The sequence below is a fragment of the Sphingomonas folli genome, from assembly GCF_019429525.1.
Lineage (GTDB): Bacteria > Pseudomonadota > Alphaproteobacteria > Sphingomonadales > Sphingomonadaceae > Sphingomonas > Sphingomonas folii.
Genome location: NZ_JAHXZL010000011.1, coordinates 150,593 through 173,498, shown reverse-complemented (window position 1 = coordinate 173,498; position 22,906 = coordinate 150,593). Strand labels below are relative to the sequence as shown.

26 protein-coding genes are annotated in these 22,906 nt (G+C 71.0%); 10 read left to right on the top strand and 16 right to left on the bottom strand.

Annotation, left to right across the window (positions count from 1 at the left end):
• The first annotated feature begins 330 nt into the window (after window positions 1–330).
• Window positions 331–1,401: a hypothetical protein gene (locus tag KZ813_RS16550; RefSeq protein ID WP_219756083.1), complete on the top strand. Its 1,071-nt coding sequence runs from the start codon at window positions 331–333 to the stop codon at window positions 1,399–1,401.
• A complete protein-coding gene (locus tag KZ813_RS16545) occupies window positions 1,398–1,820 on the top strand; it encodes a hypothetical protein (protein ID WP_219756082.1) in 423 nt (140 codons plus the stop codon). The genes KZ813_RS16550 and KZ813_RS16545 overlap by 4 nt, the downstream gene beginning before the upstream one ends.
• A gap of 139 nt (window positions 1,821–1,959) precedes the next feature.
• On the opposite strand, the gene KZ813_RS16540 is transcribed toward KZ813_RS16545, so the two are convergent.
• From KZ813_RS16540 to KZ813_RS16510, 7 genes are read right to left on the bottom strand one after another with little or no spacing between them, the layout of a single operon-like run.
• On the bottom strand, window positions 1,960–2,370 hold the full coding sequence (locus KZ813_RS16540) for a hypothetical protein (protein WP_219756081.1): 411 nt from the start codon (window positions 2,368–2,370) through the stop codon (window positions 1,960–1,962).
• Window positions 2,363–3,694: a FliI/YscN family ATPase gene (locus KZ813_RS16535; RefSeq protein ID WP_219756080.1), complete on the bottom strand. Its 1,332-nt coding sequence runs from the start codon at window positions 3,692–3,694 to the stop codon at window positions 2,363–2,365. The genes KZ813_RS16540 and KZ813_RS16535 overlap by 8 nt, the downstream gene beginning before the upstream one ends.
• On the bottom strand, window positions 3,688–4,434 hold the full coding sequence (locus KZ813_RS16530) for a FliH/SctL family protein (protein ID WP_219756079.1): 747 nt from the start codon (window positions 4,432–4,434) through the stop codon (window positions 3,688–3,690). Before KZ813_RS16530 ends, KZ813_RS16535 begins: the two co-directional genes overlap by 7 nt.
• Window positions 4,427–5,455 carry a flagellar motor switch protein FliG gene (fliG, locus tag KZ813_RS16525; RefSeq protein WP_308461919.1) on the bottom strand — a complete coding sequence of 343 codons (1,029 nt, stop codon included), beginning with the start codon at window positions 5,453–5,455 and terminating at the stop codon, window positions 4,427–4,429. The genes KZ813_RS16530 and fliG overlap by 8 nt, the downstream gene beginning before the upstream one ends.
• A complete protein-coding gene (gene fliF, locus KZ813_RS16520; RefSeq protein WP_219756078.1) occupies window positions 5,452–7,194 on the bottom strand; it encodes a flagellar basal-body MS-ring/collar protein FliF in 1,743 nt (580 codons plus the stop codon). The genes fliG and fliF overlap by 4 nt, the downstream gene beginning before the upstream one ends.
• A gap of 1 nt (window position 7,195) precedes the next feature.
• Window positions 7,196–7,552 carry a flagellar hook-basal body complex protein FliE gene (fliE, locus tag KZ813_RS16515; protein WP_219756077.1) on the bottom strand — a complete coding sequence of 119 codons (357 nt, stop codon included), beginning with the start codon at window positions 7,550–7,552 and terminating at the stop codon, window positions 7,196–7,198.
• On the bottom strand, window positions 7,549–8,823 hold the full coding sequence (locus KZ813_RS16510) for a sigma-54 interaction domain-containing protein (RefSeq protein WP_219756076.1): 1,275 nt from the start codon (window positions 8,821–8,823) through the stop codon (window positions 7,549–7,551). Before KZ813_RS16510 ends, fliE begins: the two co-directional genes overlap by 4 nt.
• A 277-nt stretch (window positions 8,824–9,100) precedes the next feature.
• On the opposite strand from KZ813_RS16510, the gene KZ813_RS16505 reads away from it, so the two are divergent.
• Window positions 9,101–9,928, top strand: a complete 828-nt coding sequence (locus tag KZ813_RS16505) for a flagellin N-terminal helical domain-containing protein (protein ID WP_219756075.1) — start codon at window positions 9,101–9,103, stop codon at window positions 9,926–9,928.
• Between the two features lie 377 nt (window positions 9,929–10,305).
• Complete coding sequence (locus KZ813_RS16500) at window positions 10,306–11,136, top strand: flagellin N-terminal helical domain-containing protein (RefSeq protein ID WP_219756074.1); 831 nt, start codon at window positions 10,306–10,308, stop codon at window positions 11,134–11,136.
• A 291-nt stretch (window positions 11,137–11,427) separates the two neighbouring features.
• On the opposite strand, the gene KZ813_RS16495 is transcribed toward KZ813_RS16500, so the two are convergent.
• The 9 genes from KZ813_RS16495 to KZ813_RS16455 form a co-directional block, all read right to left on the bottom strand.
• Window positions 11,428–11,580, bottom strand: coding sequence for a hypothetical protein (locus KZ813_RS16495; RefSeq protein WP_219756073.1), 153 nt, complete (start codon window positions 11,578–11,580; stop codon window positions 11,428–11,430).
• Between the two features lie 60 nt (window positions 11,581–11,640).
• Window positions 11,641–12,429 (bottom strand): sigma-70 family RNA polymerase sigma factor, encoded by a 789-nt coding sequence (locus tag KZ813_RS16490; protein ID WP_219756072.1) that lies wholly within the window; start codon window positions 12,427–12,429, stop codon window positions 11,641–11,643.
• Window positions 12,426–14,483, bottom strand: coding sequence for a flagellar biosynthesis protein FlhA (flhA, locus tag KZ813_RS16485; RefSeq protein WP_219756111.1), 2,058 nt, complete (start codon window positions 14,481–14,483; stop codon window positions 12,426–12,428). Before flhA ends, KZ813_RS16490 begins: the two co-directional genes overlap by 4 nt.
• Window positions 14,484–14,493: 10 nt before the next feature.
• On the bottom strand, window positions 14,494–15,360 hold the full coding sequence (locus tag KZ813_RS16480; RefSeq protein ID WP_219756071.1) for a lytic transglycosylase domain-containing protein: 867 nt from the start codon (window positions 15,358–15,360) through the stop codon (window positions 14,494–14,496).
• A gap of 182 nt (window positions 15,361–15,542) precedes the next feature.
• Window positions 15,543–15,854, bottom strand: coding sequence for a flagellar protein FlgN (locus tag KZ813_RS16475; RefSeq protein WP_219756070.1), 312 nt, complete (start codon window positions 15,852–15,854; stop codon window positions 15,543–15,545).
• Window positions 15,841–16,137 carry a flagellar biosynthesis anti-sigma factor FlgM gene (gene flgM / locus KZ813_RS16470; RefSeq protein WP_219756069.1) on the bottom strand — a complete coding sequence of 99 codons (297 nt, stop codon included), beginning with the start codon at window positions 16,135–16,137 and terminating at the stop codon, window positions 15,841–15,843. The genes KZ813_RS16475 and flgM overlap by 14 nt, the downstream gene beginning before the upstream one ends.
• A 78-nt stretch (window positions 16,138–16,215) precedes the next feature.
• Window positions 16,216–16,734: a flagella basal body P-ring formation protein FlgA gene (locus KZ813_RS16465; protein WP_219756068.1), complete on the bottom strand. Its 519-nt coding sequence runs from the start codon at window positions 16,732–16,734 to the stop codon at window positions 16,216–16,218.
• Window positions 16,731–17,252, bottom strand: a complete 522-nt coding sequence (locus KZ813_RS16460) for a hypothetical protein (protein ID WP_308461918.1) — start codon at window positions 17,250–17,252, stop codon at window positions 16,731–16,733. The genes KZ813_RS16465 and KZ813_RS16460 overlap by 4 nt, the downstream gene beginning before the upstream one ends.
• Entirely contained in the window at window positions 17,249–17,953 is a 705-nt protein-coding gene (locus KZ813_RS16455) for a motility protein A (protein ID WP_219756067.1), read from the bottom strand. The genes KZ813_RS16460 and KZ813_RS16455 overlap by 4 nt, the downstream gene beginning before the upstream one ends.
• Before the next feature lie 612 nt (window positions 17,954–18,565).
• On the opposite strand from KZ813_RS16455, the gene KZ813_RS16450 reads away from it, so the two are divergent.
• From KZ813_RS16450 to flgG, 6 genes are read left to right on the top strand one after another with little or no spacing between them, the layout of a single operon-like run.
• Window positions 18,566–18,850 (top strand): flagellar basal body rod protein FlgB, encoded by a 285-nt coding sequence (locus KZ813_RS16450; protein ID WP_373369289.1) that lies wholly within the window; start codon window positions 18,566–18,568, stop codon window positions 18,848–18,850.
• A gap of 4 nt (window positions 18,851–18,854) precedes the next feature.
• Entirely contained in the window at window positions 18,855–19,265 is a 411-nt protein-coding gene (gene flgC, locus KZ813_RS16445; protein ID WP_132908352.1) for a flagellar basal body rod protein FlgC, read from the top strand.
• 2 nt (window positions 19,266–19,267) lie between these two features.
• Window positions 19,268–19,990: a flagellar hook assembly protein FlgD gene (locus KZ813_RS16440; protein WP_219756065.1), complete on the top strand. Its 723-nt coding sequence runs from the start codon at window positions 19,268–19,270 to the stop codon at window positions 19,988–19,990.
• Window positions 19,991–20,032: 42 nt separating this feature from the next.
• Complete coding sequence (locus KZ813_RS16435) at window positions 20,033–21,313, top strand: flagellar hook protein FlgE (RefSeq protein WP_219756064.1); 1,281 nt, start codon at window positions 20,033–20,035, stop codon at window positions 21,311–21,313.
• 32 nt (window positions 21,314–21,345) lie between these two features.
• Window positions 21,346–22,098, top strand: a complete 753-nt coding sequence (locus tag KZ813_RS16430; protein ID WP_219756063.1) for a flagellar basal body rod protein FlgF — start codon at window positions 21,346–21,348, stop codon at window positions 22,096–22,098.
• 14 nt (window positions 22,099–22,112) lie between these two features.
• Window positions 22,113–22,904 (top strand): flagellar basal-body rod protein FlgG, encoded by a 792-nt coding sequence (flgG, locus tag KZ813_RS16425; RefSeq protein WP_219756062.1) that lies wholly within the window; start codon window positions 22,113–22,115, stop codon window positions 22,902–22,904.
• Window positions 22,905–22,906: the final 2 nt, after the last annotated feature.

Sequence of the window (22,906 nt, the reverse complement as noted above, 5' to 3'; positions counted from 1 at the left end):
GCGGAGATCGGGCGAGGCTGTGGCCGTCCCGCCACGCTCGCGGCGCGCGTGGGGCGGGGGCTGCGCCACGGGAATGCCGGGGGAAGCAGCCCGCGGCTCGATGCGATCAGCCAGCCGCTCACCGACGCGCGGCGTTGCCGGCGAACGCCGACCGGCGCGATGGCGGGGCACGACGCCCGGCGACGGACCGCTGGTGATGGCGCGGCCTACGCTGGATCGCGTTCGCCCGGGCACGCTGACCCGCCGCGGCGATCGCACGCCATCGGCGATTGCCTTGTTGGAGAATGTTGCTCAGATGTTCCGGCCGCGTCTGTAGAGCGGGGCGACACGATGAACTTGGACCGGGCATGGATACCGGCGGGGGTGAGCCCCGCCGAACGACGGCGCTTATTCTCGATCTGGATACGGACGGGGCGGATCCCGACGCGCCGCGACGACGGCGTCGAGCTGAAGTTCAACCCCTGGCACGACCCGCGCGACGGTCGCTTCACCTCCGGTCCGGGCGGCGCGGCGGCGGCGCGCGACGGGCCGTCGGAGCGAGTGGGAGAGGGCGGTGGCGCGGGAGAGGGCGGCGGTATCGTCCGCTCGGACGGGGTCTACCGGCCGGGCGAGCCGGGTCCGACGCTGATCCCGATCGGCGCGCCGGAGCCGCCCGAGACGCGCGGCGGCAACATCCGCGCCTTCGAGGATCCGATGATCCTGGATGAGCTGCCGATCCTGCGTAACTCACCGGCTGGGTCAGTGCTCGCCCCCTTCGACGGGTTCTTCGGCATCACAGGCCCAGGTGCGGCGGTCCGAACTACGCTCATGCGCGCGCAGGCGGAAAAGATTTTCGCTGACATCCAAGCGCTGGACCCGAAGTTTGTCTATCAATCCTTTGGGTTTCCTTCGACAGCGGACGGGCAGCGCCGTCTCCTCGACGATCTACGGTTTGACCGCGCACTCACCATAATGCGCGTGAAAGGCGACCTTCAGCCCTTGCAACTCGAAGGACTGCGTAAGATGCAGCAGGTCGCCGAGGAGGCATATGCTGATGGTGCCAGCCTAATGCAAAGCTCATCTTTGCGCGTCCGGCTTCACAATCGAGAAGCCTTAGGCAACTATATGGACCAGGAAGTTAGAAAAGAACTTAGGGCAAAATTTAATTTGGCGGGTGTTGATGCGGGCGGCCGTGGCGCGGTAGCAGTAAATCGTCGAGAATATATGCATGATGGTCAAGGATACCGCATCCCCGACATGCGGATAGGAGATGTGTTCTTTGACGTGACATTGCGCGAGAAAAGAATGTCTGATGGTCAGATAAGAGATTTTTTCCGCGGGCGGTCTCGGCCATCGGCAATCGTCATTGTCAGACCGGTAAAGGAAGGCGGATCATACATCATCAGGAGACCAGTGAAATGAGCGACATCGAGGAAGAGGAATATTTTTACCGTAGTTCCATCACTATACCAGGTCCATATATACCAAAAACGTTGGGAGAGATATACGACCAACTCGGGGCGATGGTATTGCATGTCCCAAGAAAGTTTAAAAAGAAAACCGGCTACTTCCCGGAAACATTCCTCGAGGCTGATTTTTATGAGCTGAACAATGGCCTAGAACTCGTGCGAGAGAAGCTCGGCGAGGATAGCTACGCCAGGGCGATCGACATGTCCGCGCGTGCCAAGGCACTGTTCGAAGCAGATCCCGATATGAAGACGGGGCAGGCCGAAGATGGGATTGTGCTGCTCGACGAGATCAGCGACCTGATCAGGGACGCTCGGCGTCGTCGCGTCAGGGCGAAGCTGAAGGATGACCTGGGCGAGGTGAGCGGCGACTGACGCTCGACGAGCGTCAGTGATCGGTCGAGCCGGCAGGCGGTGGAGGGGCGAAATTGGGCAGGCCTTCCGTGTCTCCCACCGACACCTTCCACCTGGGCCCCGGCCTGCACCGGGGAACAGGAGGGCGCCCACCGCCCCCCTACCGCCGCGGCGCCGGCGCGGGCGCGTCCTCCAGCGCCTTCATCTCGGCGCGCACGTCCTCGGCGCGCCGGCGGTCGATCAGTTTCTCCACCGCATTCTGGTCGCGCTTGGCCGATCGCGTCGCCGCGCCGCTGCGCTCGGCGTGCTGCTCGGCCATGCGCACGCGGTTCACCGCCGCCTCGGCCGAGCGCTGCAGCCGCTCGCGGAAATGCGCCGCCGCGGCGAGGTTCACCGCGCCCGTCGCCGCGGTCGGCACCGGCGCCACCGCGTCGACCAGCTGGCCGATGCGGTGCGCCAGCTGGGTCTCGCTCGACAACTGCGCGCGGGCGCGCGCCTCGTCGGCGCGCGCCAGCCCGAGCTGGAGCGTGCGCACGCGGTGCAGCCGCTTGAGCCGCGCGGCGTCAGCCATCGCCGAACACGCCGACCAGCTCGGCCGCGGCGTCCTCCAGCGGCACCACCTGCGCGGTCTCCTGCCGGATGAACTCAGTGATCGCGGGGTGATAGGCGATGGCATTGTCGATCGCGGCGTCGCTGCCCGAGCGATAGGCGCCCATCAGCACGAGGTCGCGATTCTCCTCATAGGTGGCGAGATGGCGGCGCAGCGCGCGCGCGGCCTGCTGGTGCTCGGCGGGCACGATGTCGTTCATCACGCGGCTGACCGACTTGGAGACGTCGATCGCGGGATAGACCGCGCGCTCCGCCATCGCGCGGCTCAGCACGATATGGCCGTCGAGGATCGAGCGCGCCGAGTCGACCACCGGGTCGTTGCCGTCGTCACCGTCCGCCAGCACGGTGTAGATCGCGGTGATCGAGCCGCCGGTGTTCACGTCCGAGCCGGCGCGCTCGATCAAATTGGGCAGCATCGCGATCGCGGACGGGGGATAGCCGCGCGCCGAGGCGGGCTCGCCCAGCGCCAGCCCGATCTCGCGCCCGGCGTGCGCCACGCGGGTGAGCGAGTCGATGATCAGCAGCACCTTCTTGCCCTCGGCGCGGAACGCCTCGGCGATCGCGGTGGCGCGCAGGGCGCCGCGGATGCGCAGCACGGGCGAGTGGTTGGCGGGCACCGCGACGACCACCGCGCGCTGGCGCGCCGCGCCCGCCACCTTGGTCTCGAGGAAGTCGGCGACCTCGCGCGAGCGCTCGCCGATCAGCCCGATCACGATCACGTCGGCCTGCGCCGCGCGCACCATCATGCCGAGCAGCACCGACTTCCCGACGCCCGAGCCCGCCATGATGCCGACGCGCTGGCCCTGGCCGACGGTGAGCAGCCCGTTGATCGCGCGCACGCCGACGTCGAGCGGGGCGAGCACGCGGCCGCGGTCGAGCGGCGACTGCACGTGGCCCGCGAGTGGCCAGCGCCCCGCGCCGCGGATCGGGCCGAGCCCGTCGATGGGCGCGCCCGAGCCGTCGACGACTCGGCCGAGCAGCGCGGCGCCGACCTCGGCCTCGCCGGGCGCGCCGAGCGGGCGCACGGGGGCGTTGGGCAGCAGCGCGGCGGGGCCACCCAGGTTCATCATCAGCGTGCGGCCGTTGCGGAAGCCGATCACCTCGGCCTCGACCTGCGCGGTGCCCGCGGCGCCGATGCGGCACACGGTGCCGACCGGGAGCGACAGCCCGACCGCCTCCATCAGCAGCCCGTCATAGGACGACAGCCGGCCGGAGACCTTCGCGGCGAAGCGCGGCGCGGCCTCGGCCAAGGTGGCGAGATAGTCGTCGGCGAAGCGGTTCAGCACGCGGGCACCGCCGCGCGCTCGATCGCCGCCGTCAGCTGCTCCATCCACAGCGCGGGGCCGTCCTCGACGATGGTCGAGGCCGCCTCCAGCACGAAGCTGCCGCGCGCCACCTGCGCGTCGCCGACCGGGAAGATCGTCCCGGGCAGAAGTCCGGCGAGGAGCGAGAGGTCGTCGGGGTTGACCCGCAGCATCGCCGACTCGCTCGCGTCGGCGAGCAGGTCGACCGCCCCCTCGACGCGCGCGGCCAGCAGCGGACCGGAGACGCCGGTCTCGCCCACCAATGCGGTGACGAGCGTCAGCACGGTGCGGCGCAGCGCCTCGGCCAGCGCGGCGCGGTCGATCGCGCCGCCGCCACGCAGCTGCGCGGCGACGCCGTCGAGCAGCGCGCGGTCGCGGGTCGCCTCGGCCTGCGCGGCGTGCGCGGCGGCGGCGAAGCCCTCCTCATAGCCTTCCGCGCGCGCCGCCTCGACCTGCTCGAGGCAGGCGGGGGGCTGCGCGGCGGGGTCGAGCATGTCCCAGCCCGCGGTCGGGTCGCTGCCCGGGTCGGCCGGGGCGAAATGGCGCGGCTCCTCCGCGCCGGCGCCGGTCTCGGGCGAACGCGCACCGAACGCCTGCTCGATCCGCGCGATCAGGTCGGCGGGCGTGAAGCCGCCGGTGGACTCGGACTGCGCGCGCGCGCGCGTGGTGGCGGCCGCGTCGGCGCGTGCCGGCAGCCCGATGACGAACGTCGCCTCAGACATAATCGTCGTCGCCTGCCCCCATGTTGATCGTGCCGTCCTTGGCGAGGTTGCGCGCGATCTGGATGATCACCTTCTGCGCCTCGAGCACCTCGCTCAGCTTCATCGGGCCGCGCGCCTCCATGTCGTCGCGGATGCCCGCCGCGGCGCGCGCCGACATGCAGCCGAGGATGCGGTTGCGTGCCGCTTCCTCCACGCCCTTAAGCGCGCGGGTCAGCGTGTCGCCGTCGACGTTGCGGATCAGCGTGCCCAGCGACTTGTCGTCGAGCTCGAGCAGGTTGTCGAAGACGAACATCGCCTCCTCGATCTGGCGCGCGATGTCGCGGTCCATCTTGAGCAGCTTGGGCATGACGCGCTGCTCGGTCGCCTTGCGCGCGCCCTGGAGGATCTTGGCCGCCTCGCGCGCGCCGCCGAGCTGCAGCCCGCCGACCGGGCCGCCGCCGCTGCCGCCGCCGCCGCTGCGCGACGCGATCAGCGTGCGCAGCGTCTCGACCGCCTCGGGGGTGATCGGGCCGAGCTTGGCGATGCGGTGGAGGATGTCGGGCTGGACCGCCTCGGGCAGCAGCTCGAGCACCTGGCCGCCGACCGCGGGATCGAGGTTGGCGATCAGCACCGCGGCGATCTGCGGGTGCTCCTTGTCGAGCATGGTGGCGATCTCGCTGGCGTCGAGCCAGTCGAGCAGGTCGATTTCGCACACCGCCTCGGCCGGGGTGATCTGCGCCAGCACGCTCTCGGCCTTCTCGCGGCCGAGCGCGCGGGTCATCACCGCCTCCACCTTGGGGCCGGGGTTGAAGGTGATCCCGGTGCGCTCGCGCGCGCGCCCGACGAAATCGTCGAGCACCAGCTCCACTTCCTGCTCGCTGACGTCGGCCACCGCGAACATCGCGCTGCCCAGCTTGCGGACCTCCTCGGGATCCAGCTTCTGCAGGATCGCGGCGGCCTCCTCCTCGCCGACGAGCATCATCAGCACCGCGGCGCGCTCGACGCCGGTGAAGGTGCGCGGGGCGGCGGCGACCGCGCTCACGACTTGGCCTCGGCGGTGATCATGTCACGCACCGCCAGCGCCGCGCGCGCGGGGTTGTCGCGGGTGAAGCCGCGCACCGCGCCGATCCGCTCCTCGTAGCTGCGGCTGGTCTCGATCTGGTCGAGGCTGACCGGCGGCGCCACCGCGATGCCCGCCTCGGCGGTCAGCGGCTGGCCGTCGGCGCCGAGCAGCGGCTGGCCGTCCTCGCCGAGCAGCGGCGCGCCCGGCGTCGCGGTCGGCGCGGCGAGCTTCTCGGGGCTGGCGTCCTCGCGCTTCTTCATCAGCGCCTTGGCGATCGGGCGCACGCCGAGCAGCAGCACCAGCAGCGCGATGATCAGCGCGGTGAGGTTGCGCGCCAGCACCGGCAGCCAGGCGTTGTCGTACCATTTCGGCGCGTCGTTCGCGTCGGTGGCGTCGGCGAACTTGCGGCTGATCACCGTGACATTGTCGTTGCGGCTCTGGTCGAAGCCGACCGCGCTCTTCACCAGATCGTTGATCTGGTTGATCTCCATCGCGGTGCGCTTGCCCTTCTCGGGGTCGCGCAGCAGCACCGCGACCGACAGCCGCTTGATGTTGCCCGGCGCCGCGCGGGTGACCGAGACCTCCTTGTTGAGGTCGTAGGCGCGCTGGAACGAGTCGGTCTGCTTGTTGGCGTCGGGCGCCGGGCCGCCGGGCGAGGGCTGCGGCTGCGGGGTGCCGGGCGCGCCGGTGGCGGGCTGCGGCGTCGAGAGCTGCGAGGCGGGGGGTGGCGTGTTGCTCAGCGCGCCGGGGATGCCCGCGGGCGCCTGGCCGCTCGCCATGTTGCCGGTCCAATTGCCGGTCTCGGCGCGCAGGCGGCCGTCCTTGTCGTAGCTCTCGCGCGTCGCGCTGGTCTCGTCGAGGTTGACGTCGGCCTGCACCTCGGCGGTGAAATTGCCCGCGCCGACCAGAGGGGTGAGCAGCTGGATCAGCTGCTGGCGATATTTGTCCTCGACGCGGCGCTGGAACTCGATGCGCTTGTCGTTGGCGGCGTCGGCGCCGTCGCCCGACTTGGTGAGCAGGCCGCCGAGCTGGTCGACCACGGTGACCGAATCGGGCTTCATCCCCGGCACCGAGGAGGCGACCAGGTTGACGATCGAGCTGACCTGCGAGTCGCTCAGCGAGCGTCCGCCCTGCAGCTTGAGCACCACCGAGGCCGAGGGCGCGGCATTGTCGCGCACGAACACGCTGGCCTCGGGCATGGCGAGGTGGACGCGCGCCTCGGCGACCGCGTCGATCTCCTGGATCGAGCGGGCGAGCTCGGTCTCGCGCGCCTGGCGCAGCCGCTCGCCCTCGACCGCGCGGCTGACGCCCATCGGCAGCTGGTCGAGGATGGCGTAGCCGCCCGGCGCCGCCTTGGGCAGGCCCTGGCCGGCGAGCAGCATCCGCGCCTTGCTGAAATCCTCCTCGTTGACGGTCAGCGCGTCCGACGAGGAATCGACGTGGCTGGTGATGTTGGCGGCGCTGAGCGCGCTGGTCACCGCGGCCTTGTCCGAGTCGGGGAGACCCGAGAACAGCACCTTCTGCGGCGGGGTCGACAGCGCCGACCAGGCCAGGCCGGCGGCGCCGACCAGGCCGACCATCAGCGCCATCGGCCCGGCGCGGCGGACCGCGGGCTGCGCGAACACGCCCTGGATCTGGCGCAGCGGGTTGGCGAACTTCTCCGGCACCAGCGTGATCGGCGCGGGGTTCTGCGGCGAGGGGGTGAGAGCGTTGCTCATGTCAGACCGGCATGCTCATGATATCCTTGTACGCAGACAGGATCTTGTTGCGGACCTGCAGCGTCGCCTCGAAGCCCACCGAGGCCTCCTGGCGCGCCAGCATCACCTTGGCGATGTCGACCGTCTCGCCGCGCTCATACTGCTCGCTCAGCGCCGAGGCCTTCTGCTGGCCGTCGTTCACCTTGGCGAGCGCCGACTGCATCGTGTCGGCGAAGCTGGTCGCGCTGCTCGACGCGCCCTCGGGCGCGGCGGCCGGGGCGGCCGCGCCGGCGCGGCTCAGCGCGGCGTTGCGCTCGAGGATCTGCGCGCGCAGCGCCATCACGCGGTCGATGCCGCCGACGCCTCCCACCGCGCTCATGCCGAGATCGCCCGCGGCGTGCCGGACGCGAGATCGTCACCCTGCTCGCGCGCCTTGGCGAGGCGGTAGCGCAGCGTGCGCTCGGAGATGCCGAGCCGCCGGGCGGTCTCGATCCGGCTGCCGCCGCACGCCGCCAGCGTCTCGCGGATCGCGGCGAACTCGGAGAGCTGGACCACCTGGCCCAGCGTCGCGTCGTCGTTCTGGGTGGCGGCCGGGGCGAGCGCGCGCGGCGCGCTCGGGCGGTCGAACACGATGTGCGCCGCCTCGATCGTGTCGCCGCCGCAGAACAGCAGCGCGCGCTGGATCACATTCTCCAGCTCGCGGACGTTGCCGGGCCAGTCGTGCGCGACCAGCGTTGCGATCGCCTCGTCGCTCGGCCACGGCACCACCGGGCGGTTGCCGGCGTGGCGCAGGATCATCGTCGCGGCCAGCGCGGGGATGTCCTGCGCGCGCTCGGCCAGCGCCTTGGTGGTGAGCGGGAAGACCGACAGGCGGTAGTAGAGGTCGGCGCGGAAGCGGCCCGCCGCCACCTCCTCCTGAAGGTCGCGGTTGGCGCAGGCGATGACGCGGACGTCGACCGGCTGCGGCATCGTCGCGCCGATCGGCACCACCTCGCGCTCCTGCAGCACGCGCAGCAGCTTGGCCTGGAGGTTGAGCGGCATCTCGGCGACCTCGTCGAGCAGCAGCGTGCCGCCGTCGGCGGCGCGGAAGAAGCCCTCGCCGCCCGAGGAGGCGCCGGTGAAGCTGCCCTTCTGGTGGCCGAACAGCATCGCCTCGAGCATCGTCTCGGGCAGCGCGGCGCAGTTGATCGCGATGAACGGGCCATCGCGCCGCTCGGACTGGAGGTGGATCGTGCGCGCCAGCACTTCCTTGCCGGTGCCGGTCGGGCCGTTGATCAGCACGGTGATGTCGGCCTGGGCGACGCGCTCGGCCAGCGCCAGCAAGGCGAGCGACTCGGGGTCGGCCGCGGTGGGCAGCTCGGGGCCGCCGACCAGCGCGCGGGCGAAGGCGTTGCCGACCGCGGCGTCCTCGTGGTCATAGGCGATGCGCGCGGGCTGGCCGTCGCGGAAGGGGAGCACCTCGCGCCGGCCGCGGCCGACGATCAGCGTGCGCGCCGGGGCGGGGACGGGCTCGCCCGCGGCGACGAGGTAGCTCACCCCCGCCTGCGGCCGGGCGGCGGCGGGCTGGACGGCGAAGCCCTGCGCGCGCAGCGAGGAGACGAGCGTCAGGTGCTCGCGCTCCACACTGGCTGACGGCATGATCGATCGCATCGGAAATATCCCTCGAATCTCGAAGGCTTGAATGCGCTCCCAGTGGTTAACGCGGAGTATAATTGCCGGCGGCCGGCAGGTTTTTTCCGGGGGCGCGAGCGTCCGCGTCACGCGCGCGCGTACGTAGGGGAGGGATCGGGGCGCCGGCGGCGGCTCGCCGATCAGGGTCAAAGATTTTCGCTAAAGCTTCGCCAGACCCGGTCGTTTGAGGCGGTGACGGCGCGGCCACCTGCTCATTCGGGGGCGGCGGGACGGGCCGAGCAGACGGAGATACATCATGACCGTGATCAACTCGAACACCTCGGCCCTGCGCGCGACCACCGCTTCGAACATGGCGAACAAGGCGCTGTCGGTCTCGATGGAGCGCCTGTCGACCGGCAAGCGCATCAACTCGGCGAAGGACGACGCCGCCGGCCTCGCGATCAGCAACTCGATGACCTCGCAGATCCGCGGCATGAGCCAGGGCATCCGCAACTCGAACGACGGCATCTCGATGGCGCAGACCGCGGAAGGCGCGCTCGGCGAGGTCTCGAACATGCTCCAGCGCATGCGCGAGCTGACGGTGCAGGCCGCCAACGGCACGTATTCGGCGACGGACACGACGTCGATCCGCTCGGAGCAGGCCGCGCTGAAGGACCAGATCAGCTCGATCGTCACCAACACCTCGTTCAACGGCAAGAAGCTGTTCGACGCCACCGCGGCGACGGGCTTCTCGATCCAGACCGGCGCGAACAGCGGCGACACCGTCACGCTGAGCTCGGTCGACTTCTCGGCGGGCGGCAGCTCGAAGCTCGCGGTCGTCACCGCGCTGCCGTTCGACGCCGCCGGCACCAGCGCCACGCTGGCGAACTATGATGACGCGATCGCCGAGGTCTCGGGCGCGCGCGCCTCGCTGGGTTCGTCGCAGAACCGGCTCGAGTCGGCGGTGAACAACGCCACCGCCAACGTGACCAACCTGACCGACGCGCGCAGCCGCATCGAGGACGCCGACTTCTCGACCGAGACCACCGCGCTGGCGAAGTCGCAGATCCTCAACCAGGCCTCGACCGCGATGCTGGCGCAGGCCAACCAGTCGCAGCAGGGCGTGATGAAGCTGCTCGGCTAAGCCGACCGCCGCGGCACCGGCCCCTCGCCCCCGAACATGGCGGGGCCGGCGCCGGGGTGAGGATGATGAAGGTGCGGGGCCCCCGTCAGCGACGCTGGCGGGGGTTCTTCGTATGTGGGGAAAATCCTCCCCGGGACGGGGAGGGGGACCGCGCCCGAAGGGCGTGGTGGAGGGGGTTCTCCGCCCACGCACCGCTCGCATGCGGAAGCCCCCCTCCACCATGCTGCGCATGGTCCCCCTCCCCGTGCCGGGGAGGATCTTCGGGTAGCCCGCGAAAGCGCTAAAACTCCCGCCGACACGGTCGTTTCAGGGGATGACGGCACGGCCACCTGCACATTCGGGGGCGGCGAGCGGGCCGGGCAGATGGAGATAGTCGCATGACCGTGATCAACTCGAACACCTCGGCGCTGCGCGCCACCACCGCCTCCAACATGGCGAACAAGGCGCTGTCGGTCTCGATGGAGCGCCTCTCGACCGGCAAGCGCATCAACTCGGCGAAGGACGACGCCGCCGGCCTCGCGATCAGCAACTCGATGACCTCGCAGATCCGCGGCATGAGCCAGGGCATCCGCAACGCCAACGACGGCATCTCGATGGCGCAGACCGCGGAAGGCGCGCTCGGCGAGGTCTCGAACATGCTGCAGCGCATGCGCGAGCTGACGGTGCAGGCGAGCAACGGCACCTATGCCGCCTCGGACGTGTCGTCGATCCGTGCCGAGCAGTCGGCGCTGAAGGACCAGATCAGCTCGATCGTCACTAACACCTCGTTCAACGGCAAGAAGCTGTTCGACGCCACCGCGGCGACCGGCTTCACCATCCAGACCGGCGCGAACGCCGCCGACACCGTCACGCTGAAGTCGATCGACTTCGGGGCCGCCGGCGGCTCGCTCAAGGCGGTGACCGACCTGACCTTCGCCGACGCCACCGCCGCCAACAACGCGACGCTGGCGCAGTATGACTCGGCGATCGCCGAGGTGTCGGGCGCGCGCGCCTCGCTGGGTTCGTCGCAGAACCGCCTCGAGTCGGCGGTGAACAACGCGACCGCCAACGTGACCAACCTGACCGACGCGCGCAGCCGCATCGAGGACGCCGACTTCTCGACCGAGACGACCGCGCTCGCCAAGTCGCAGATCCTCAACCAGGCCTCGACCGCGATGCTGGCGCAGGCCAACCAGTCGCAGCAGGGCGTGATGAAGCTGCTCGGCTAATCGCCGACGCCCGTCGCCGGTCCCTCGCCCCCGAACATGGCGGGGCCGGCGCCGGGGTGAGGAGAGTGAAGGTGCGGGGCCCCCGTCAGCGATGCTGGCGGGGGTTCTCGTTCGTCGAGAGCGGGACAGTGAAATCCTCCCCGGCACGGGGAGGCGGACCGCCGCGCGCGGCGCGGTGGTGGAGGGGGCTCTCCGCGCGCGCACCCGATCGTATGCGGAAGCCCCCCTCCACCACGCCGCTGCGCGTCGCGGTCCCCCTCCCCGTGCCGGGGAGGATATGGAGCGGATACGCTACTCCCCGCCCTGGACGGTGAGGTCGTCGGGATTGTCCTCGGGCTCGCCCTCCGGCAGCTGGTCGACGCTCGGATCGGCCGGCGCGTTGCGGTCGCGCTCGGGCTCGGCGAGCGGCGCGGCGGCGGGATCGGGCTGGCGTGAGTCGGTCATCGGCGGCTCCTCTCGGACATGGCCGCCGGGCAACGCCCGTGACCGCGCCCCGATCCCGCCTCAGCCGCGCGTCATCGCCTTCTTCAGCCGCGCGTGCGCGCTCGACTTGATCTGGCACACGCGCGCGGCGCCGACGCCGAGCACCTGGCCGATCTCCTCCAGGTTCAGCTCCTCGACGTGGTACAGCTGGATCACCATCTGCTCGCGCTCGGGCAGGGAGGCGATCGCGGCGATCAGCCGGTCGCGGGTCTGCGCCTCGGACAGCTGCTCGAAGGCGTCGGGCGTGTCGCTGGCGAACCACGGCTGGTCGTCGGCATAGACCTCGTCGATCGACTCGTAGCGCACCGCCTCGGCCGCGACATAATCGGTGCGCAGCTTCTCGGGCGTCACCTCCAGCTTGGCGGCGACCTCGCGGTCGGTCGGGGCGCGGCCGTACTCGTGGCTGAGCTGGTTGACCGCGCGGGTGTACTCGCGCTTGCGGCGGATCGCGCCGCGCGTCATCGCGGCGTGGCGGCGCAGCTCGTCGATCATCGCGCCGCGCAGCCGCGTCACGAGATATTGCTTGAGCGTCACCTGGCCGCGGTCCTCGAAGGCGGCGACCGCCTCGACCAGCGCGACCAGCCCGACCTGCACCAGGTCCTCCACCTCGATCGCGGTCGAGACCGAGCCGTGGACGTGCCACGCCAGCCGGCGGACCAGCGGCAGGTGCTGCTGCACCAGCGCGTTCTCGTCGCGCTTGCGCGGGCGCGAGTAGGTCAGCGGCGCCGTCGTGGCAGCGGGGGGCGCGGCGGCGGGGGGCGCGGCGGGCTGGGCGGCGGCGAAGGTGCCGCGCATCGGCTCGGCGCTCATGCCGCCAGCGCCTGCGGCTGGTGCTGGCCGCCGATGATGGCGACCACCTCGACGGGCTTGTCCTCGGGCACTTCGAAGAAGCTCATGACGGGCGTATCCGGGAGAACGGTGCGGATGAGTTTGCGGACGGCGACTCGGATCGCCGGCTGCACGACGAGCGCGAAGGGCTTGGCCTCGGCCATCAGCGGCTGCGCGGCGGCCTGGAGCGCGTCGACGATGCGTCGGCCGAGCTCGGGCTCGATCACCTGGCGGCTCGGGTCGTTGCGCAGTCCCTGGCCGAGCAGCTGCTCCAGCCCGCCCTCGAGCGTCATGACGCGCAGCGGCTCGCGCACGCCGGCCAGCTTGGCGATGATCAGCGGGCCCAGCTCGGGGCGGATCAGCTCGATCAGCTCGACGGGGTCGTGCGTCTTCTGCGCGGCCATCGAGATGGCGGCGGCGATGCGGCGGAACTCGCGCAGCTGGATGCCCTCGGACAATAGCCCCTTGAGCACCGCCACCAGCGCGGTCTGCGGCAGCGGGGCCAGCGCGGCGACCAGCTGCGGCGCGCGCTCCTTGAGCCCGTCGAGCAGCGACTGCACCTCGTCGGCGCCGAGCAGGTCGGCGGCGTTGGCGCCGAGCGCGTGGTTGAGATGGGTCGCCATCACCGTGCCGGCGTCGACCACCAGATAGCCCTGGCCGGTCGCGGCGTCGGCGTCGCCCGGCGAGATCCAGGTCGCGTCGAGCCCGAAGGTCGGGTCCTTGGCCTTCTTGCCGATCAGCTCGCCGAAGCCCTGGCCGGTGTCGAGCGCCAGCATCTCGTCGGGCGAGACCTGGTCCTCGCCGACGCACACGCCGCCGAGCATCACGCGATAGGTATAAGGCGCCAGGTTGATGTCGTCGCGCACGCGCACCTGCGGCACCACGAAGCCCAGCTCCTTGCTCAGCTGGCGGCGCACGCCGGTGAGGCGGCTCATCAGCGGCGCGCCGCGGCGCTCGTCGACCAGCGGCACCAGGCCGTAGCCGACGTCGAGGTTGACCATCATCGCCTCGGTCACCTCGTCCCAGCCGATCTTCGACGGGTCGGGCTGCTCGACCGGGGCGGGGGCCTCGACGAACTTGGGGCGCTTGGCGTTCTGGTGCAGCTTCCACGCGGCGAAACCGGCGGTGGCGGCGAGCGGCAGGATGACGAAGTGCGGCATGCCGGGCAGCAGCCCGAGCAGGGTGAGGATCACCGCCACCGGCGTCCAGGTCCGCGCGGAGCCGAACTGGCCGCCGATCTGGCCGGCGAGGTCCTTGTCCGAGCTGACGCGGGTGACGATCGCGGCGGCGGCGATCGAGAGCAGCAGCGCGGGCACCTGCGCCACCAGCGCGTCGCCGATCGCGAGCATCGTGTAGGTCTGCGCCGCCTTGGCGATCGTCAGCCCGTGGCTGACGGGCCCGAGGATCAGCCCGCCGACGATGTTGGCGGCGAGGATCAGCAGGCCGGCGACCGCGTCGCCCTTCACGAACTTGGACGAGCCGTCCATCGAGCCGTAGAAATCGGCCTCGGTGGCGACCTCGACGCGGCGCTTCTTGGCGTCGTCGGGAGTGATCAGGCCGGCGTTGAGATCGGCGTCGATCGCCATCTGCTTGCCGGGCAGCGCGTCGAGCGTGAAGCGCGCCGACACCTCGGAGACGCGGCCGGCGCCCTTGGTGACCACGATCAGGTTGATGATGACGATGATCGCGAAGACGAACAGGCCGACGACATAGTCGCCGCCGATCACGAAGGAGCCGAACGCCTCGATCACGTGCCCCGCCGCGGCCGAGCCGGTGTGGCCGTGGACCAGCACGATGCGGGTCGAGGCGACGTTGAGGCCGAGCCGGAACAGCGTGGCGAACAGCAGCACCGTCGGGAAGGACGAGAAGTCGAGCGGCTTCTCGGCGTTGAGCGCCACCATCAGCACCGCGAGGCTGATCGTGATGTTCATGATGAAGAACACGTCCAGCATGAAGGCCGGGATCGGCACCACCATGAGGACGACGAGCAGCAGGATCGCGGCGGGCAGCGCCGCCTGGCGCGCGTGGCTGAGCATCTTCACCGGATCAGCTCCCCATCCGCGCGAGCATCATATAGGCCAGCCGCGCGTTGGCGGGGGTCGGGCGGAGCAGGCTGGCCTGCTGCGCCTGGTTGCCCTTGATCTGGCCGAGCGTCGATTGACCGAGCGTCGACCGGGCCCAGGCGAGCGCGTCGGTCGCGCTCTCGCCCGCGCCGGTGACGACGGTGTTCTCGTCCCCCATCGCCAGCGCCTGCGCGGCGAACTGCAGCGCGTCCGACGGCGTGGTCGCGCCCATCGACGCGGCGCCGTCGCCCAGCTTGCCGGCGAAGCGCTGATACACCTCGCCGAGCGAGCGTGCAGAGCCGTCGCCGTCGAAGAAGACGCCGCGGTTGGCGCGCGCGGCGGCGGGGAAGAGCGAGGCGGCGCTGCGCTCCGGATTGCTCTGCATCGCGGAGAGGAAGGTGCGCGCGCCACCCAGGCCGAGGAAGTGCGCCATATAGAGGTCGGTGCCGGTCGCGGTGCGGCCGGTCGCGGCCTCGATCGCGTCCTTGTTGTCGCTGGCGTGCTCGGCCGCCATCAGCGAGGCGATCTCGGGGTCGTTGCGCAGCCCCAGCACCGCGGCGCGGTTGCCGCCGGTGACGGTGAAGCGGCCGCCCGACTGCTGGATGCTGTCCGCCGCCCAGCCGAGCCCGTGCTCGCTGCCGTGCTTCTTCACCACCGCGAGCCAGCTCTGCTCGACGAACTGGTACAGGCCCGAGGCGGAGGAGGTGCTGGCGCGCGCGCTGGCGTTGAGCCCGCTCTCGATCTTGGCCTGGCCGAGGAGATAGTTGAAGTCGACGCCGGTGCGCTGCGCCGCGCGCTGGATCGCGGACGTGACGCGGCCGGTGGTCTGGGTGAGCGCGGAGACGGTCATGCCCGGCGTGCAGCAAGAGGCGTGCCAGATGGGGGCGGGTGTGGATCGCCCCGAGCGCTAACGTGTTCCCCGGCGAAGGCCGGGGTCCAGCTGGGAAGGCCGTCGTGGTTCCCGCTGAGGTTCACCCAACTGGGCCCCGGCCTTCGCCGGGGAACAGCGTGTGAGATGAAGGCGTGCGCCGCTTACGCGTAGGCCACGCCGGCGCGGCCGTAGGCGCCGCCGCTCTGCCCGGAAAGAAGTTGCAGGCGGCGGCGGACATTTGCCGCCATCAGGTTGACGTAGATCCGGCACGTGTCGTTGAGCCGGTCGGCCTCCTCGACCAGCCCGCGCAGCTCGGCGTCGGCCGGGCCGTCGCCGAGCGCCCGGAGCGTCTCGATCGCGCGCAGCTTGTTGCCGGTGGCGCGCTCCAGCCCTGCCATGTCGTTCGCCTTCAGCGCCGCGATCTCGGCGTGGAGCATGTCGATCACGCGCACCAGCGCGTCACGCCTGTTCATTGGCCATCCAGTCGAAACGAAGTGCGATGAACTGGTCCGCGATGGTCGCGGGCGAGAGCGGGAAGGTGCCGTTGGCGATCGCGGTCTTGATCTGCTGCACCCGGTCGCCGTCGACCGGCGGCTCGGCGGCGAGCGACTTGGCGAGCGTCTGCGGCGCCGCGGTCGCGGCGGTCGCAGTGTTCGCGGCCAGCGGGGCGGCCGGTGTCGGCGCACTGACGCGCGCCACGCCGGCGACCCGCAGGTCGTTCGCCTTGATCGTTGAGGGTCCTACCGATTCCACCATGTCTGCACCTGTCGGCCTCCGCTGACATCGGGGAAAACGACGGACCGTGGCGCAACTTTAGCACTTTTTTATCGTGGCTCATTCGGCCCAGCCGGGCAGCGTCGCGCGCCCCGCCTCGACCGCTACCGCCTGCACCGGGCGCGGCGCGTCGTCCACCTTGACCATCACGCGCGCGCCGGGCGCGGCGTCGGCCATGGCGACGCCCTCGCGCGTGATCGCGAAACCGTCGCTGCCCGCCTCGATCGTCACCGCGTCGCCGCGGCGGATCACCGGGTCGGCGCGCACCGGCACCGCGGCGGCCGCCGCGGTGCGCGGCGCGGCCGCGCCGGCGGCGCGCGGCGGCGCGATCACGGGGACGAACAGGCGCCACGACGGGCCGGCGCAGGCGATGACGACCGCATCATGCGCCTCGGTGCGCCACGACATCGCCACCATCGGGCAGGCGGCGAGGCGCAGTCGCTGGTCGACCGGCGCGCGCGCGCCCCCCTCGCTGCCGATCGGGCGCGCGGTGAAGGCGGCGACGGCGCGGTCGAGCGCGTCGGTGTCCTGGAAGCCGGCGCCCGTGGCGGCGGCGGCGAGGAGGAGGGCGGCGATCATCGTGTCTTCCCTTGTTCGCCCGCGAAGGCGAGCGTGACGAGTACCTGGCGGCGGCCGGGGCGCACCGCGGTGGCGAGGCCGAGCCGCGCGTCGGGCACGCCCGCGGCGGCCAGCGCCGCGGCGACCGCGCGCGCCCGGTCGGCGGCGAGGAGGGTGGCGCTGCGCGAGCGCGGGTCGACGTCCGCGGCGGTGCCGTCGGTCGCGCCCGTGACGGTGAGGCTCACGCGCGGGTCGCGCAGCTCGGCGCGCGCCCAGGCGGCGAGGCCGGCGGGTGTGCCGGGGGGCGTGGCGCTCCCCGGCGCGAAGCCGGCGACGCCGTAGCTCGCCACCGGCATGGCGGCGGGGGCCTCCGCGCCGAACCCCTCGGCCAGCCCGGCGGCGAGCGCGCGCGGGTCGAGCTGCTGGTTGGCCTGGAGCAGCACGAAGAAGCCCACCAGCAGCAGCGCGAGGTCGGCCAGCGTCATCAGCCAGAGCGGGCGCGCGGGGGCGTCGTCGGCGAGCAGGTCGTCGTCGCTCACGCGGCCTCCTCCCGCTCGGGTTCCTCTTGCTCCTGCGGGTCCGCCACCGGCGCGGGCGGCCGCGTGCCGGCGCGGACCCGCGGCGCCTCGCGGGCGGCGAGCTCGGCCAGCGGCGCGACGAGGCGCGCGCGCTCGAGCGCCTCGGCGCGCGCGGCGGCGCGCAGGCGCGTGGCGACCGGCATCGCGACCAGGTTGGCGAGCAGCGCGCCGTAGAGCGTGGCGAGCAGCGCCACCGCCATGGCGGCACCGATCGCGCCGGGGTCGCTCATCCGCGTGAACATCGCGACCAGGCCGACGAGCGTGCCCACCATGCCGAGCGCGGGCGCGGCCTCGGCGACCCCGGTCCAGCAGTCGCCGACGACGCGGTGGCGCTCGATCCGCGCGCGGCGCGCGATGTCGAGCGAGTCGATCACCGTCTGCGGCTGCGCGCCGTCGACGATCAGCGCCACCGCGGCGGCGACGTCGCCGTCGTGGATCACGCTGCGGTCGAGCGCGTGGACGCCGTGGCGCGCGGCGATGCGGCTGAGCGCGGCGACCTGGTCGAGCCGCGAGTCGGCGCGGAAGCGGCGTCGTGCCAGCACGCGCAGCGCGAGCAGCGCGCGGCCGAGGTCGCGCGCGGGGGTCCGCAGCGCCGCGGCGAGCGCGGTGCCGCCGAACACGATGGCGAGGGCGGCGGGGTCGAGGAACATGCCGGGGGTCATGCCCGCCTGTGTTGCAAGCGGCGGGCCAGATGCGGGGGATGGGGTGAGGTCGCCACGTTTCCCGGCGCCGGGGTGGCAGCGAGAGGGCATGGGCCGGCCCCCAATCAGCGTCATCCTGAACTCGTCTCAGGATCCACCGCCCCGCGGGCGCCTCCGCGTCTGAGTAAGCGGCAGGGTGGATCCCGAGACGAGCTCAGGATGACGGAATGGGAGGGGAAGGGCGGGTAGCCCCACACCTCTCGTGCCCCGGCGGAGGCCGGGGCCCAGTTGCGGGACGTGCGTGAGCGCCACGACCGCCTTCCCGCCTGGGCTCCGGCCTTCGCCGGAGCACGACACCGTTCGCGGACATGCAGGCGCCCGGGAACCGCCCCCCGCGGCCATTCGGCACCCGGCCGGCAACCCCGCTTGCCGGCAAACCCCGCCGGCAACCGGCAAGGCTTTGCCGCCCCGCGCGCCCGCCGCGCCGTTCCGCGCCACGCCACGCATTTGGCACGCCGCTTGCTCAACTCCCCGCGAGGCGACGGGCGATCCCCGTCTCGCATGGAGGTTCGGCCAGTGGCTGAGAGTTTGTTCGGAGTTCACGGAGCAGCCCTGGAGGTGCGCGGCCAGCGCATGGGCGTGCTCGCGTCGAACATCGCCAACGCGTCCACGCCCAATTTCAAGGCCCGCGACATCGACTTCAAGGCCGCGCTCGGCGCGGTCGAGCAGCGCGGCGCGGGCGGCGTCGCCGACGCGCTGCAATATCGCGTGCCGACCCAGCCCTCGATGGACGGCAACACGGTGGAGCTCTCCACCGAGCAGACCGCCTTCGCCGAGAACGCGGTCCAATATCAGACGACGCTCTCGTTCCTCAACGGGCGCATCGGCCAGATCACGCGCGCGCTGAAGGGGGAGTAAGACGATGTCCGGCTCGCCGCTCACCATCTTCCAGGTCGCCGGCCGCGCCATGTCGGCGCAGCTGACGCGGATGAACACTACCGCCTCGAACCTCGCCAACGCGGGCGGCGTCGCGGGCTCGGAGGAGGCCGCGTACAAGACGATGAAGCCGGTGTTCCGCACCAGCTTCGATGCGGCCAGCGGCCTGTCCACCACCGACGTGCAGCAGATCGTCACCGCGGGCGAGGCGCCGACCAAGCGCTACGACCCCGGCAGCCCGATGGCGAACAAGGACGGCTACGTCTTCGACGCCGCGGTCGATGAATCGCGCGAGCTGGTCGACATGATGGAGACCGCGCGCACCTACCAGAACAACGTCGAGGTCATGCAGACCGCCAAGACGCTGATCCTCGACACCCTCAAGATGGGCCGCTGATCATGACCAGCATCACCGCCAACACCTCGGCCACCGACAAGGCGACGCAGGACGCGATCTTCGCGTCGGCCGGCGTGGCGCGCTCGAACACCACCACCGCCGCGGGCGTCAGCGCCACCACCGGCAAGTCGACGCTGGGGCAGAAGGACTTCATCGCGCTGATGACCGCGCAGCTGGCCTATCAGGACCCGTTCAACCCGGTCGACAACACGCAGATGGTCGCGCAGATGGCGCAATTCTCGTCGGTCGCGGGCATCAGCGAGATGAACCAGACGCTGTCGGGCATCAGCACGCGGCTCAACTCCACCAGCGCGACCGACGCGATGGGCTTCGTCGGCCGCACCGTGCTGACCGCGGGCAAGACCGCGTACGAGCGCACCTCGGGCGGGATCGCCGGCGCGGTCGAGCTGGCCGGCGACGCGACCGACGTCGACGTCTCGATCGCGGACAAGGACGGCCGCGTCGTCAAGAACATCCAGCTCGGCGCCCAGGCGGCGGGCGAGGCCAGCTACAGCTGGGACGGCAAGGACGACGCCGGCAACAAGATCGAGAACGGCCCCTATACCGTCACCGTCGAGGCGGCGAAGGGCTCGACCCTGGTCGACGCCACCTCGCTCGTCTGGGCGCCGGTGGAATCCGCCAGCCTGCCCGCGGGCGGCACGCCCGTCCTCAACGTCACCGGGCTCGGCACGGTCGATCCCGCCGCGGTCCGCAAGGTCGCCTGACCCCTTCCTCTTCTCTCCCCGCTTTCCCCAGGAGCACACGCCATGTCCTTCTTCACCTCGCTCTCCGGTCTCCAGGCCATGCAGACCGACATGTCGGTCATCAGCCACAACCTCGCCAACGTCTCCACCAACGGCTTCAAGAAGAGCCGCACCGCCTTCGCCGACGTGATCTCGTCGAACGTCTCGACCGACCCGCGCAAGATGGTCGGCTCGGGCGTATCGGTGAAGGGCACGGTGCAGCAGTTCAGCGACGGCTCGTCGAACCAGACCAAGAGCGCGCTCGACATGCAGATCCTGGGCGAGGGCTTCTTCGTGGTGAAGTCGACCGGCCTGTCGGACCAGGTCAACTACACCCGCACCGGCGCCTTCACCGTGGACGAGAGCCGCAACGTGATCGACGCGCAGGGCAGCTACCTGATGGTCTACCCGGTCGACAATGACGGCAACGTCACGGCGACTGGCGACAAGTCGCTGACCAACCTGCAGATCCAGCCGACCAGCGGCACGCCGAAGATGACCAACAACGTCGCCACCAAGGTGCAGATCCCGTCGACCGCCACGGTCAAGGACCCGGCCGATTTCAAGCGCACCGACACCACGACGTACAATAACTCGGTCGCCACGCGCATCTACGACGCCAACGGCAACCCGATGACGATGACGAGCTACTACGTCCGCACCGCGGAGGGGCAGCCCGCCGCGACGCCGCCGAACACCGGCACGTGGCAGGTCTTCACCTATGTCGGCGACCAGATGCTGACCCCGGCGGGTCAGACCCAGCCCGGCCCGATCACCCAGGTGTACGACACCAAGGGCGCGCTGACCGGCGCGCAGTCGATCACCTTCGAGGACTTCATCCCCGCCTCGGGCGCCGCCGCGCAGGGCATCACGCTCGACCTCACCGGCTCGACCCAGACCGCCTCGGCCGCGGCGGTGAGCGCGCGCACGCAGGACGGCGTCGCGGTCGGCCAGCTCGTCGGCATCACCGTCGACGACGCGGGCATCATCAAGGCGAGCTACTCCAACTCGGACATCGTGCCGCTGGGCAAGGTGGCGATCGCGAAGTTCTCGGCGCCGACCGGCCTGCGCCAGGCGGGCAGCAATTACTGGCAGGCGACGGGTATCTCGGGGAAGGCGACGCTCGGCTTCGCCGCGGCGGAGGGCTTCGGCAGCCTGAAGTCGGGCCAGCTTGAGGGCTCCAACGTCGATATCACCGAAGAGCTTGTTAACCTTATTGCGGCACAGCGCAACTTCCAGGCGAACGCGAAGGCCCTGGATACGGCGACTCAGGTGTCGCAGTCGATCCTCAACATCCGCGCGTAAGCGCCGGATCGAGGCCCAACGAGAGGATGTAAGTGGACAAGCTGGTCTACACCGCGGCGACGGGCCTGCGCGCGCACATGCAGGCGCAGGCCGCGATCGCCAACAACATGGCGAACGCGTCGACCACCGGCTTCCGCGCCGACCGCGTCTCGTTCGACCGCATCATCCTCTCCGACGGCTCGTCGCAGCTGTCGGCGCGCGCGCCCACCTCGGAGGAGGTGCGCGACGCCGATCGCGCGCCGGGCGCGATGCAGCAGACCGGCCGCCCGCTCGACGTCGCGCTGGGCGACCGCGACACCTGGCTCACCGTGCAGGGGGCGGACGGCAGCGAGGCGTACAGCCGCCGCGGCGACTTCACCGTCTCCGAGTCGGGCACGCTCCAGACCGGCGACGGCTTCCTCGTGATGGGGTCGAGCGGCCCGATCACGCTGCCGCCCTATGAGTCGGTCGCGATCGGCTCGGACGGCTCGGTCTCGATCGTGCCGCAGGGCGACAAGAGCGGCCAGCCGCAGGTGATCGACCGGCTCAAGCTGGTCTCCTCCGCCGGGTCCGACACGGTGAAGGGGCTCGACAACCTGCTCCACGTGCGCGGCGGCGGCACCTTGCCCGAGAATCTCGACGGCAAGGTCACCGCGGGCGCGCTCGAGGGATCGAACGTCAACATGACCGAGGCGCTGGTCGACATGATCGAGAACCAGCGCAGCTACGAGCTCCAGGCCAACCTGCTCAAGGAGGCCAAATCCATGGACGAGTCGAGCGCATCGGTGATGCGCCTGCCGGGCTGAGGAAGGATTAGACCATGACCACGTCCGCCATGCACATCGCGCGTACCGGGCTCGACGCCCAGGACACGCGCATGCGAGTCATCTCGAACAACCTCGCCAACGTCAGCACCACCGGCTTCAAGCGCGACCGCGCCTCGTTCGAGACCCTGTCCTACCAGGTCGTCACCGCCGCCGGCGCGCAGTCGACCGCGGAGAGCAAATACGCCACCGGGCTCAACCTCGGCACCGGCGTGCGCGTGCAGGGCACGTCGCGCACCGAGACCCAGGGATCGATGAACCAGACCGGCAACAGCCTCGACCTCGCGCTCGACGGCGACGGCTATTTCCAGGTGCAGATGCCCGGCGGCCAGCTCGGCTACACGCGCGCGGGCAATTTCTCGCGCTCGCCCGAGGGGCTGCTGATCACCAGCCAGGGCTATCAGGTGATGCCGGGCATCACCGTGCCCGCCAACGCCACGCAGATCACGATCGGGCTCGACGGCACCGTCTCGGCCACCGTGCCGGGGCAGAACGAGGCGCAGAACCTGGGCCAGATCCAGGTCGCGAGCTTCCCCAACCCGGCCGGCCTGACCGCGACCGGCGACAATTTCCTCACCGAGAGCGCCGCCAGCGGCGCTGCCAACCTCGGCGTGCCGGGCGAGGACGGGCGCGGCCGCGTCCGCCAGGGGACGCTGGAGGCGAGCAACGTCAACGTCGTGGAGGAGCTGGTCGACATGATCGAGACCCAGCGCGCCTATGAGGTCAACTCGAAGATGATCTCGGCGACCGACGACATGCTGAAATACGTTAACCAGAACATGTCATAGAC